Consider the following 13,125-nt stretch of genomic DNA (forward strand, 5'->3'; position numbering starts at 1 on the left):
CGTCATCAAAGCTCATCTTTTTGATGGCCATACCAGGGCTCGCCTACATCCGGATCTATCGCGGCCCATTCATCACCCAACGGCCCACGTTTTCTCCAGAACGTATCAGTGACCAGCACCGACAGGCTGCCCAGTTGCCTCAAACGACTGACCAGCGCACTCGGGGAAGGCGCTGGCCGGGCGCTGAGTATCGTCGACTCGGCCGCCGTCAGCGCCGGTATGTACTTGAGCAGGGCACCATGCTGGCAGGACAGGTAAATACGCTCGGCGTCGGGCTGGTTACTCAGCACCACAGACAGGTAGCGGTTCAGTACGTCGCTGGAGATAAAATTAGGTAACAGGACGAGGTCAAGCGGCTTGAGATTGGGCTTCGACGGGATGGACTTGTAGAAGGCATGCACCGCCGCAACTTTGTAATTGCGCAGCACATTCTCAGCCGGTACGTCGAACCCGGCATGCCCCGTCCAGAACAGCAACTCCAGCGTACTGTTACCAAAACCGGGGCTGTCCTCCACGGGATCGATCGCGACAAACCCGGTCATTTTCGGAGGCATCAGCACCGCGCCTAGGTACGTTTTACCGGCAAAGGGCGCGATCAATCGCTGAGCGTAACGGGCTGCGTCATCGGCATAAAAAAACAACGGCCCGCAAAATGAATGGAAATGGGGGTCGGCAGTGAACGAATGCGGCGGCCGCTTGGGCCACCATAGCGTCGTGACCTGCTCCTTGCGCCCCCATATTTCACTGGTGACCCGGATGCGCAAATCCCCCATGGCTGCCAGCCGGCGCACATAGTCGAGTACGGTTAACGAGCCCTCGCGCAGTCGCGCCGAATCGTGGCTCACATTGCTTGCCCATTCGGACACGGGCGCGCTCTTGGGCACGGTATACCAAAGCAGTGCACGGTCAGCGCATAGCAGGTACAGCGGCAATGCCTCGCCGTTGCGTGGCGTCGTCATGAATGACAACGCTTTGGAGATGGCGGGCGGCGCAAAGAAGTGCTGGGCCATTTCATCGTCAGCGGCAGCGATGGTTTCGGTCGACGCGCACAAGTACAAACCCGCCAACACATAGCCTTGGGGTAGTTGGCCCTTGACAAAGACCGGTTTCAAATCGTCATAACGGTCTCTGACAAGCGGCAGGGTCGTCATGTACAGCTCCTTGCCAAACGCCTTGAGCACATAACCGACGGCAACCTGAGCCTGTGCGTTCCAATTACGGTAGACATGCCGAACCGCATCGAGTGCGCGGGTAAAGATCGGGCCGCACGGTGAGTCGGCTTCAGCATCGCGCACCTCCAATGGGCCAGCGCGGTACTGATTCGGCACAAACCCGATTTGTATCCGTCTGGGACTGCCCCACACTGCATTGCCTTCCACCACACGCAAATTGCCGGCCCGTGCCACTTGATCGATAAATGCCTGCGGTAGCAGTGCTCCACTGCGCAGTTGTCGTTCGATGGGGTTATCACTCAAGTCGCCAGCGCCAGGGGTTGTAGCGACCAACTTGTTTCTCAACAGCGCTTCCTCGACATCGCCCGTCAACTGATAACTGAGGATCGTGCCATTTGGCCCGAACACATACTGGCGTTTAACGTGCGCTTCACGGGTCAGCAGCCTGCCCAAAACCGCCGTGGGGATCATGCTTTGATAAAGGACTTTTTGAGAAGCCGACAACAGTATCTGCACCTCCTGTTCCATCCGGGACTGGTAGAAAGCCGCAAGGGTCGCGCCCCCTGGATAGAGGCCAGTCGCAATCACGGGGTCAGGGTAGATCCACTCCAGTGTTGGGCCTTGAGCCGGGACCACCAACGGTTCAGTCGCCACAAACAGGCCATTGGTCAGCCTGAGGATGACGCCACCGTAGGTCCGGCGCTGCCTGCTGCCGACCGCAACCGCGGCATGGCGTGCCGCATCATCCGGTGAGGCAAACGCCGGGCTCAGGCGTCGAGGCGTCAGCGTTTCATAGCCACTCCACGTCGGCTTGACCTGCCCGCTCCTATCCCAGAGCTGACTGCCGCGCACCACGTAAAGCATGCCCTTGGCGATCCATTCCTGGACAAACTCCAACGCCGTTTTCTTGCCGGACTCCAACTGCGTGCTTGCGATCCCCAGCACGTTGTCCGCCAGGCCTCCGGCTTTCACGTCGATCAATGATGGCTGATAGCGCAAAAGCGCACCGTCAAGGTTGGAAAAGTAAACCGGCAGACTCTGTGCTCTATCGCGCAGGCCTTCGGTCAACGCGACCAGCAACACTTCCGGCGTAACAAAATACTGCGTCAACCACGCATTCGCCCCCTTCAGCCACGGCGGCGACCAATGCTGCGACCGGAACAAGGCGTGCATCTCATAGCCCTCGGGCAATATCGGTTCATTACGTAGGTTGCGAGCGAACAAGCGATTGAACTCAAACAGCGCACCTGCGTTGACGGCGCCCACCGCTTCGGTCGCAATGTACTGCGGCAGGTCTTTATGCTTAAGGATGTACGCATAGCAGGCCGGCTCGGGAACTGTGCGTTCCTGCAAACGCGCATGCAGGTTACGCGCAGCATCATCGCCACTGGAGAACACCGCACTATAGAGGACGTAATCGAGTGGTCCGAACCTGGGTGCATAGGTGAAGTTGGGCGACCAATCACTGTAGACAACCCCACGTGGGCCCCACAACGTGTTGCCCTGGATGATTTTGAACTCCCCTGCAACCGCCAGTCGCCGCACCCAATCAGCCGGCCTGATCACACCGCGATCGAGTCGCCGCCCGAGTCGGTTCTCCCCGGCCGGAGGGCCAATATTGGCCAGCAGCAACTGTTCCTGAGGCGAATTGGTCGGCGCGTACTCCAGCAAACAATCCTGCGCCCCGGACAGGTAGGCCACCCGTTCATCCGAGATGATCGAGTACATCTCGTCATCGGAAAACACTTGCAGGTTGATCAGCGCTTCTTCCTGCGTCCAGCCACGTTGCATGACCCAGTTCGGATGGACCATCGACAGCGCCGTATGCGAGCCGTAGCGTGCGTGCAGCTCATAATCCTCCATCGGGATCAGCGCCCCTTGGTCACCCACGGGAAAAAACAGCGTGGACGAAAACGGATGTCCCATGCTTTGCAGGGGCGGCGTGACCACGAAACGGCCGTCTGCCCCCTTGAGCACATACCCGCCGTAATAGAGGCTGCGTCGGCTGCCGATTTGTTCATGGGCGTGCAGAGCCGCATCACGAGCGCTGAGAAACGAGCGCCCAAAGGCCTGCGGATACTTCGGGGCCAACAGCGGCGAGTGCGTATCCACGCGCCCAACATCACGCCATAAGTTACCCGCCTGCACCACCCACAGCTCAGTGGCTTGGATCACCCTGCGTAAATAGTTGCGCGGTGTCAGCGTACCGGCGACCAGTGCAGCCTGGGCGCCGTTGTCACTGATTAGGCCGTCGCTATCTGGCTTGAACAGCTCGGTGACCAGTGCTGTCGACGGCACCTTGAGCTTGAGCAACGCGTCGTCATGGGCACGCATGTAGAGGTCAAGACCGCGGCTGGGGTTTTGCAGGGCCAGCGTACTTTGCCCCTGACGAATAGCGGCCACCACTTGTGCAGGAGAAAAGAACGCGCTGGCCAGCCAGCGCTCTTTCGCCGCCACGGCATCCTTCTCGTACCAGTCGTTGAAGTAAATGGCCTCCAGACGATACTGGGCAGGCAACACCAACACGCCGCCAGGCCCCTTTGGAAACAATGCATCCAGCGCAAACAAAGGCTCACGCTTGGGCGACGCGATGGTCGCGATAAAACGGTCTTCGCTGATGTGCTTGAGCACAACGCCAACGCGCGGCTCCGTAGGCTGTGCCGACGGTGAAGAGAGCGCTGCCGCCAGCGCCAACGGCGCCTGGGCAAAGACGGCAGTGAACAGTGGCTGCTCGGTCAGCGCTGACGACGAAAAAGGTTCGAATACCACCCAATCGGCCGGTACTCGGCCAACGGAGCCGCCCCACAACGCGGTGGGCACAATCAAGCTCAAGGAGCCGAACGTGGCTATTTTTTTGACGAACTCATCAAACCCGCCATACACCCCCACCGGGCTATTGGGCGGCTTTCCAGCCTGCACCCACAAGGCAAAACTGAATTCTGCCGGCGTACCGGAGGGGGTATGGCGGATCAGCGAGCCATCCGGCCCGGACAAGTAGGACGATGGGAAAAAGTCGCGATCATGCACATCCCTGTAAAAGTCCGTGCTAGACAAAAAACCCAGAAACGCTTTGGCCATGCGCTCATCAAAACTGGCGTTTCTTTGGAGAATCAACTCATGCTGCGCAGGGTGTGAGTGGTAGCTGGCGACACAGGTATAGCCCGCTGGCTGAAGATAGTAGCCATCGGCGCTGATGCCCAATACCGCGCGCAGATCAAACTGCATACCCGCCCCCGCCACCGGCTGGGTCGCGAAATAGTCACCGGCGGAACTGCGCACAATCACCCCACCGTACTCGACATCGCGCCGGTCGCCGATTGCCTGGTGTGCCCAGTAGGCGGCGTCCGCTTCATTCACAAACGCAGGGCTCAGCGGCGGCAGCTTGGCCGCCCCCCGGTTCGAACTCGCAGCGCGTTCTTCACGTGACAATCTGATAGCCATTTCAACTCCTTGAAAGAATGCCTGGGCATAGCGCCCGGCCCCTCATTCTTAGGGCGGGGCGCGTCTTTCAATCGGTAGATAAGTAGCCTGCGGGATCAGCGCTCACCGTTGTCCGGCGTTGGCAGCACGCACCATTACGGCACATCCCCGTGCCCACCCGCTGCAACCGGGAGCCACATTGGTGCGCTAGCAACCTTGCGCTACCCCGCCACGCCATCTGTTCAAGGCTTTTGCGACTTCGGCACACCCCTTGCTATCACCTCTGCAACGTCCCTCATCTGCCACCCATAAAAATATCGGTCACGGAGATCGCACCATGAAGCGTCGCAGCTTGATCAAGGCTTTCACTCTTTCGGCATCCATCGCCGCCATGGGCATGACCTGGACGATCCAGGCTGCCGAGACCATCAAGGTCGGCATCCTGCATTCGCTGTCCGGCACCATGGCGATCTCCGAAACGTCGCTCAAAGACATGGCGTTGATGACCATCGACGAGATCAACGCCAAGGGCGGGGTAAACGGCAAGATGCTCGAACCTGTGGTCGTCGACCCGGCGTCGAACTGGCCGCTGTTCGCCGAGAAAGGCCGACAGTTGCTGACCCAGGACAAGGTCGCCGTGGTGTTCGGTTGCTGGACCTCGGTGTCGCGTAAATCGGTATTGCCGGTGTTCGAAGAGCTCAACGGCCTGCTGTTCTACCCGGTTCAATACGAGGGCGAAGAGATGTCGCCAAACGTGTTCTATACCGGTGCGGCGCCGAACCAGCAGGCGATTCCGGCAGTGGAATACCTGATGAGCGAAGAAGGCGGCAGCGCCAAACGCTTCTTCCTGCTGGGCACCGACTACGTGTACCCACGCACCACCAATAAAATCCTGCGCTCGTTCCTGCATTCCAAAGGCGTAGCGGATAAAGATATCGAAGAGGTCTACACCCCGTTCGGTCATGCCGATTACCAAACCATCGTGGCCAACATCAAAAAATTCTCGGCGGGCGGCAAGACCGCTGTGATCTCCACCGTAAACGGCGACTCCAACGTGCCGTTCTATAAGGAACTGGCCAACCAGGGTTTGAAAGCCACCGACGTACCCGTGGTGGCGTTCTCGGTGGGTGAAGAAGAACTGCGCGGCATCGACACCAAGCCGCTGGTGGGCAACCTCGCTGCCTGGAACTACTTCCAGTCGGTGGAGAACCCGGTCAACAAGAAATTTGTCGCCGACTGGAAAGCCTACGCGAAGAAACACAACCTGCCGGGCGCCGACAAAGCCGTGACCAACGACCCGATGGAAGCCACCTACGTGGGCATCCATATGTGGGCGCAGGCGGCTGAAAAAGCCAAGTCCACCGACGTCGACAAAGTGCGTGAAGCACTGGCCGGGCAGACCTTTGCTGCGCCGTCCGGCTTCACCCTGACCATGGACAAGACCAACCATCACCTGCACAAGCCAGTGATGATCGGCGAGATCCAGGCTGACGGGCAGTTCTCGGTGGTGTGGCAGACCCAGGAACCGATCCGGGCGCAGCCGTGGAGCCCGTACATTCCGGGGAATGACAAGAAGCCGGATTATGCCGTGAAGAGCAACTGATCCGAGGGGTGTCGGCACTTGAGTGCCGACACACACCCTGTGGGAGCTGGCTTGCCTGCGATGCAGACGACTCGGTTTGTCTGATGTACCGCTATCGCAGGCAAGCCAGGCTCCCACATTAGTTCGAGCAAGGCCCACGAATATGCCCACTGCCTTCTACCGCTTCATCCTGGCTACCCTGCTGTTGCTGCCTTTCGCCGCACACGCCAGCGACGCCGAAGACTTCCTGTCTGCCAACCCGACCCAACAAGCCAAGTTCCTGCAGGACTGGGCTGCGCAGCCTGACCCGGCGCGTATCGAGTTGGTGGACGCCTTGCAACAAGGCCAACTCACCGTCAACGGCGAGACCAAAACCGTCCGCCTGAACAACCGTCTGCGCGGCTTGATCGACAACGTACGGGCCAGCCAGCAACTGCTCGCCGCCGACCCCAAGGTGCGCCTCGCCGCCGCGCAAACCCTGCAAAAAAGCGCGCAACCTGCGCAGCTGAAATTCCTCGACCAGCAGGTCGCCGCCGAAACAGATGAGGACGTGCACACGGCACTCAGCCTGGCGTTGGCCAATCTGCAACTGGTCGACCCTGATCCCGTGGTGCGCCTTGCCGCTGTGCGCTTACTCGGCAACACCGGCGACCCACTGGCCCGCACCCGCCTTGAGGCGCTGCTGGCACCAGGCATCGAAACCGATGCCGCCGTGCACACCGCCGCCGAAACCAGCCTGGCCCAGGTCAAACGCAAGTTGATGGTCGGCGAGCTCCTCGGCCAGGCCTTCAGCGGCATGTCCCTGGGCTCGATTCTGTTGCTGGCGGCCCTGGGCCTGGCGATCACCTTCGGCCTGCTCGGCGTGATCAATATGGCCCACGGCGAGATGCTGATGCTCGGCGCCTACTCCACGTATGTGGTGCAAATGCTGATGCAGCGCTACGTGCCGCAAGCCATTGAGTTCTACCCGCTGATCGCGCTACCGGTGGCGTTTTTTGTCACCGCTGCCATCGGCATGGCGCTGGAGCGCACGGTGATTCGTCACCTGTACGGTCGGCCGCTGGAAACCCTGCTGGCCACCTGGGGCATCAGCCTGATGCTGATCCAGTTGGTGCGCCTGGTGTTCGGCGCGCAGAACGTCGAAGTGTCCAACCCCGAATGGCTGTCGGGCGGGATTCAAGTGCTGCCCAACCTCGTGCTGCCGTACAACCGCATTGTGATCATCGCTTTCGCATTGTGCGTGGTGGTGCTGACCTGGCTGCTGCTGAACAAGACTCGCCTGGGCCTCAACGTGCGTGCCGTGACCCAGAACCGCAACATGGCCGCATGCTGCGGCGTACCGACAGGCCGCGTGGACATGCTCGCGTTTGGCCTGGGTTCCGGCATTGCCGGGTTGGGCGGTGTGGCGCTGAGTCAGATCGGCAACGTCGGCCCGGACCTGGGCCAGAGCTACATCATCGACTCGTTCCTCGTCGTGGTGCTCGGCGGCGTCGGCCAGTTGGCCGGGAGTGTCATGGCCGCCTTCGGGCTGGGCATCGCCAACAAGATTCTGGAACCACAGATCGGTGCCGTGCTCGGCAAAATCCTGATCCTCGCGCTGATCATTCTGTTTATCCAGAAACGCCCGCAGGGACTCTTCGCACTGAAAGGACGGGTGATCGACTGATGAACCAGCCATTGATGCTTACGGCCGCGCAAAAGGCCGGCCCCAAGGTGACGATTGCCGTCGGCGCAGTGATCCTGATCCTGCTGCTGGCGCTGCCGTTGTGTTCCTTGCTGTCACCGGAAAACCCGCTGCATGTGTCGGCCTACACCCTGACGCTGGTGGGCAAGATCCTCTGCTACGCCATCGTCGCCCTCGCGCTGGACCTGGTGTGGGGCTATGCCGGTATGTTGTCTCTCGGCCACGGTTTGTTCTTTGCCCTGGGCGGCTATGCGATGGGCATGTACTTGATGCGCCAGGCGTCCGGCGATGAGTTGCCGGCGTTCATGACCTTCCTCTCGTGGACGGAATTGCCCTGGTACTGGGTCGGCACCGAGCACTTCCTCTGGGCCATGTGCCTGGTGGTGCTGGCGCCTGGTCTGCTGGCACTGGTCTTTGGTTTCTTCGCCTTCCGCTCGCGGATCAAGGGCGTGTATTTCTCGATCATGACCCAGGCCCTGACCTTCGCCGGGATGCTCCTGTTTTTCCGCAACGAGACTGGTTTTGGCGGCAACAACGGCTTCACCAATTTCCGCAGCATTCTCGGCTTTGGGATTACCGAGCCGGGCACGCGGGCAGTGTTGTTTGTGGCAACGGTGCTGCTGCTGGTGGCGAGCCTGTACATCGGCTGGCGCCTGGCCAAGAGCAAGTTCGGTCGGGTGCTGACCGCCTTGCGCGACGCCGAGAACCGCCTGATGTTCTGCGGCTACGACCCACGTGGCTTCAAGCTGTTCGTGTGGGTGTTGAGCGCGGTGTTGTGTGGGTTGGCCGGGGCGCTGTATGTACCACAAGTGGGCATCATCAACCCCAGTGAAATGTCGCCGACCAACTCGATTGAAGCGGCGGTGTGGGTGGCCTTGGGCGGGCGAGGGACGTTGATCGGCCCGCTGCTGGGCGCAGGGGTGGTGAATGGCATGAAGAGCTGGTTCACCGTGGCCTTCCCGGAATATTGGCTGTTCTTCCTCGGGGCGCTGTTCATCATCGTCACCCTGTACCTGCCCAAGGGCGTTATCGGTCTGCTGAAGAAATGAGGAACGTCATGCTTGAACCTATTTTCGACGCAGGCAGCGGCCGCGATGCCATCGGCATTGGCCAGGCCGCCGGCAAGGGCCTGAACACCCGCCACGGCACCATCCTGACCCTGGAAGACATCAGCGTCAGCTTCGATGGCTTCAAGGCACTCAACGATTTGAACCTGTACATCGGCGTCGGCGAATTGCGCTGCATCATCGGCCCCAACGGCGCGGGCAAGACCACGCTGATGGACGTGATCACCGGCAAGACTCGCCCCAGCCATGGCACCGCCTGGTTTGGCGAAAACCTCGACCTCACCGGTATGAGCGAAGTGCAGATCGCCCAGGCTGGCATTGGGCGCAAGTTCCAGAAGCCCACGGTATTCGAAGCCCTGAGCGTGTTTGAAAACCTGGAGCTGGCGCAGAAGACCGATAAATCGGTGTGGGCCAGCCTGCGCGCACGCCTGAGCGGTGAGCAGAAGGACCGTATCGATGAAGTGCTCGACACCATTCGTCTCACCGCTTCGGCACAGCGCCCGGCCGGCTTGCTGTCCCACGGCCAGAAGCAGTTCCTGGAGATCGGCATGCTCCTGATGCAAGACCCGCAACTGCTGCTGTTGGACGAGCCGGTAGCGGGCATGACCGACGCCGAAACCGAATTCACCGCCGAACTGTTCAAGCGCCTGGCGGGCAAGCACTCGCTGATGGTGGTGGAACATGACATGGGGTTTGTCGGCTCGATTGCCGACCACGTGACCGTGTTGCACCAAGGCAGCGTGCTGGCCGAAGGGTCGCTGGAGCAGGTGCAGGAAAATGAGCGGGTGATCGAGGTCTATCTCGGTCGCTGAGGAGAGTTGAATATGCTGCAAGTCGATAAGTTGCACCAGTATTACGGCGGTAGCCACATCCTGCGCGGGCTGTCCTTTGATGTGAAAGTCGGCGAAGTCACCTGCCTGCTCGGCCGTAACGGCGTAGGCAAGACCACCCTGCTCAAATGCCTGATGGGTCTGCTGCCCTCCAAGGAAGGCGTGGTGAATTGGGAAGGCAAGGCCATCACCGGGTTCAAGCCGCATCAGCGCGTGCATGCCGGGATTGCCTACGTGCCCCAGGGCCGGGAGATTTTTGGTCGGCTGACCGTGGAAGAAAACCTGCTGATGGGGCTCTCGCGTTTTCCGGGCTCAGAAGCCAAGGAAGTGCCCGCCTTCATCTACGAATTGTTCCCGGTGTTGCTGCAAATGAAGCATCGCCGTGGCGGTGACCTGTCCGGCGGCCAGCAACAACAGCTCGCCATCGGCCGGGCCCTGGCCAGCCGTCCGCGCCTGTTGATCCTCGATGAGCCCACCGAAGGCATCCAGCCGTCGGTGATCAAGGAGATCGGCGCGGTGATCAAGAAACTCGCTGAGCGTGGCGATATGGCAATCCTGCTGGTCGAGCAGTTCTACGACTTTGCCGCGGAACTGGCCGATCAATACCTGGTGATGTCCCGGGGTGAAATCGTGCAGCAGGGCCGTGGTGAAAATATGGAAAGCGAGGGTGTACGCGGCCTGGTTACGATCTAACCTGTAGCGTCCTGACGATAAGCACACAACATGAACCTGCCCCTTACTTCCGCCCTGTTCACCCCCAGCTGGCACGCCGAGCTGGAACTCGGCTACGCGCGTTTCGGCGACACCACGCGCCCGGTGATGCGTCGCCACCTCGGCCCGCTGCGCGTGCAAAAACACCTGTATGCCGAAGGCCCCGAGGTGTGCCAGCACATCATCGTGCACCCGCCGGGCGGGATTGCCGGTGGCGATCGCCTGGACATCAGCGCCCACGTCGGTGCCGGTGCCTGGGCACAGTTGACCAGCCCCGGCGCGGCCAAGTGGTACCGCGCCAACGGGCCGGCGTTTCAGCAGCTCGACCTCAGGGTCGAAGCCGGCGCGACGCTGGAATGGCTACCCCAGGAAACCATTGTATTCAGCGCCGCCCAGGCCGAACTCACCACGCGCATTGAGCTGCAAGGCGATGCGCGACTGTTCTACTGGGACGTGGTCGCCCTCGGTCGCCCGGCCAGTGGCGAGCGTTTTGACCTGGGCCACTTCCAGTCGCACCTGGATATCCGCCGCGACGGCCAGTTGCTCTGGCATGAGCGCCAGCGCATTGTGGGCGCCGACGGTTTGCTCGATTCACCTATCGGCCTGGACGGACAACCGGTGTTTGCCACGCTGTTGCTGACCGCTGATATTGACCCTGAATTACTGGAAACCTGCCGCGCCCTGCCCCACGCGGTGCGTGGCGATCTCACCCAATTGCCCGGCTTGCTGGTGGCCCGTTGTTTGGCCAGCGAAGCGCTGCTGGCACGGGGGTGGTTGATTGATTTATGGCGCGTGTTGCGCCCGGCCGTATTAGGCAGGGAAGCGGTATCACCGAGAATCTGGAGCACATGAAGATCCCACACTGGATCTCCATTGTTGATAAGAATGCTGTCTAAGAGAGACCTTGAACCATGGACCTGACCCCACGGGAAAAAGACAAACTGCTGATCTTCACCGCCGGTTTGGTAGCCGAGCGTCGCCTGGCGCGCGGGGTGAAGCTCAACTACCCGGAAACCATCGCCTACATCTCCGCCGCCTTGATGGAAGGCGCCCGCGACGGCCGCACCGTGGCCGACCTGATGCACTACGGCACCACCCTGCTCAGCCGCGAGCAGGTGATGGAAGGTATCCCGGAAATGATCCCGGATATCCAGGTAGAAGCCACCTTCCCCGACGGCACCAAGCTGGTCACCGTCCACCAACCCATTGCGTAAGAGGCCGGCCATGATTCGTGATGCAACCGAGCAGGACCTGCCTGCGATCCGCGACATCTACAACGATGCGGTGCTGAACACGACGGCGATCTGGAACGAACAACCGGTGGACCTGGCCAACCGTCAGGCCTGGTTCAGCGCGCGCCAGGCTTTGGGGTATCCGATCCTGGTGGCGGTGGAAAACGGCGAAGTCACGGGCTACGCCGCGTTTGGCGACTGGCGCCCGTTCGAGGGCTTCCGCTACAGCGTCGAACACTCGGTGTACGTGCGCAACGACCAACGCGGCAAGGGCCTGGGCCCGCGCTTGATGGAAGCGCTGATCGAACGCGCGCGCGCCTGCGGCAAACACGTGATGGTCGCCGCCATCGAAAGTGGCAACCAGGCCTCTATCCGCCTGCATGAACGCCTGGGGTTCATCACCACCGGGCAGATGCCGCGAGTGGGGATCAAGTTTGGCCGCTGGCTCGACCTCACCTTTATGCAGCTTGCCTTGAATCCGGGCGCAGAACCGCCCCAGGAGTGACACCGATGAACGCTGCTCAACTGCGTCGAGTCCATGCTGAAAGTTTTGCCCACTACCGCCTGGGCTTGATCGAGCTGTTGCTGGACGCGGTCAAGCATGGCGCTTCAGTGGGTTTCATGGCCGATTTCGATGAGGCTCAAGCGCGTGCTTATCTGAACGGCGTGCAGGCGAGTATTGAAGACGCCAGCCTGCTGCTGTGGGTGGTGGTGCGCGACGAAGAGGTGATCGCCAGCGTGCAGTTGGCGCTGTGCCAGAAGGCCAACGGCCTGAACCGCGCCGAGGTGCAAAAACTGCTGGTGCACAGCCGCGCACGGCGCCATGGCCTGGGCCAGCAATTGATGAACGCCCTGGAACTCGCCGCGCGCCAGCACAAGCGCGGCCTGCTGTACCTGGACACCGAGGCTGGCTCCGGCGCCGAAGCCTTCTACCAGTCGCTGCGCTACATCAAGGTCGGCGAACTGCCCGACTACTGCCAAAGCCCGGACGGGCGCTACAGCCCGACCGCTATCTACTTCAAGACCCTGGGGCAACCTGCATGATTCCTGGCGAATATCAGATCCAGCCTGGCGAGATCGAACTCAACGTCGGCCGCCGTACCGTCACCCTTGGCGTAGCCAACAGCGGCGATCGGCCGATCCAGGTGGGCTCGCATTATCATTTTTTCGAGACGAATGACGCGCTGACGTTTGACCGTGCGGCGAGCCGTGGCATGCGTTTGAATATTCCGGCGGGGACAGCGGTGCGGTTTGAGCCGGGGCAGAGTCGTGAGGTCGAGTTGGTGGATTTGAGCGGTGGGCGGCGGGTGTTCGGTTTTGCCGGACGCATTATGGGTGATCTCTAGGGCCTCATCGCAGGCAAGCCAGCTCCCACATGGGACTGTATTCACAAATCCAAATGTGTGAACACAGTCCCATGTGGGAGC

Annotated in this window: 11 protein-coding genes; 10 read left to right on the forward strand and 1 reads right to left on the reverse strand. The window is 60.9% G+C overall.

Annotated features, from left to right (window positions below):
- Positions 1–5 precede the first annotated feature (5 nt).
- Positions 6–4,613 (reverse strand): DUF4329 domain-containing protein, encoded by a 4,608-nt coding sequence (locus tag JBO08_RS19325; RefSeq protein WP_220074859.1) that lies wholly within the window; start codon positions 4,611–4,613, stop codon positions 6–8.
- A 316-nt stretch (positions 4,614–4,929) separates the two neighbouring features.
- Between JBO08_RS19325 and urtA the strand changes: the two genes are divergently transcribed.
- The 10 genes from urtA to JBO08_RS19375 all read left to right on the forward strand — a co-directional run bounded on the left by urtA (position 4,930) and on the right by JBO08_RS19375 (position 13,044).
- On the forward strand, positions 4,930–6,195 hold the full coding sequence (urtA, locus tag JBO08_RS19330) for an urea ABC transporter substrate-binding protein (protein WP_065874307.1): 1,266 nt from the start codon (positions 4,930–4,932) through the stop codon (positions 6,193–6,195).
- Positions 6,196–6,337: 142 nt separating this feature from the next.
- On the forward strand, positions 6,338–7,840 hold the full coding sequence (gene urtB / locus JBO08_RS19335) for an urea ABC transporter permease subunit UrtB (protein WP_220074860.1): 1,503 nt from the start codon (positions 6,338–6,340) through the stop codon (positions 7,838–7,840).
- Positions 7,840–8,907, forward strand: a complete 1,068-nt coding sequence (urtC, locus tag JBO08_RS19340; RefSeq protein WP_065874309.1) for an urea ABC transporter permease subunit UrtC — start codon at positions 7,840–7,842, stop codon at positions 8,905–8,907. The genes urtB and urtC overlap by 1 nt, the downstream gene beginning before the upstream one ends.
- Positions 8,904–9,737, forward strand: coding sequence for an urea ABC transporter ATP-binding protein UrtD (urtD, locus tag JBO08_RS19345; RefSeq protein ID WP_162490584.1), 834 nt, complete (start codon positions 8,904–8,906; stop codon positions 9,735–9,737). The genes urtC and urtD overlap by 4 nt, the downstream gene beginning before the upstream one ends.
- Before the next feature lie 12 nt (positions 9,738–9,749).
- A complete protein-coding gene (gene urtE / locus JBO08_RS19350) occupies positions 9,750–10,448 on the forward strand; it encodes an urea ABC transporter ATP-binding subunit UrtE (protein ID WP_049710245.1) in 699 nt (232 codons plus the stop codon).
- Between the two features lie 30 nt (positions 10,449–10,478).
- Positions 10,479–11,318: an urease accessory protein UreD gene (locus tag JBO08_RS19355; RefSeq protein WP_065874310.1), complete on the forward strand. Its 840-nt coding sequence runs from the start codon at positions 10,479–10,481 to the stop codon at positions 11,316–11,318.
- Positions 11,319–11,377: 59 nt separating this feature from the next.
- The gene (ureA, locus tag JBO08_RS19360; protein WP_003171437.1) at positions 11,378–11,680 is read left to right on the forward strand and encodes an urease subunit gamma; all 303 of its coding nucleotides are present in this window, start codon (positions 11,378–11,380) and stop codon (positions 11,678–11,680) included.
- A gap of 10 nt (positions 11,681–11,690) precedes the next feature.
- Complete coding sequence (locus JBO08_RS19365; protein WP_065879923.1) at positions 11,691–12,203, forward strand: GNAT family N-acetyltransferase; 513 nt, start codon at positions 11,691–11,693, stop codon at positions 12,201–12,203.
- 5 nt (positions 12,204–12,208) lie between these two features.
- On the forward strand, positions 12,209–12,742 hold the full coding sequence (locus JBO08_RS19370; RefSeq protein WP_065889072.1) for a GNAT family N-acetyltransferase: 534 nt from the start codon (positions 12,209–12,211) through the stop codon (positions 12,740–12,742).
- Entirely contained in the window at positions 12,739–13,044 is a 306-nt protein-coding gene (locus JBO08_RS19375) for an urease subunit beta (RefSeq protein WP_065874313.1), read from the forward strand. The genes JBO08_RS19370 and JBO08_RS19375 overlap by 4 nt, the downstream gene beginning before the upstream one ends.
- Positions 13,045–13,125 lie beyond the last annotated feature (81 nt).

The organism is Pseudomonas sp. LAP_36 (assembly GCF_019456785.1).
Taxonomy (GTDB): Bacteria; Pseudomonadota; Gammaproteobacteria; order Pseudomonadales; family Pseudomonadaceae; genus Aquipseudomonas; species Aquipseudomonas tritici.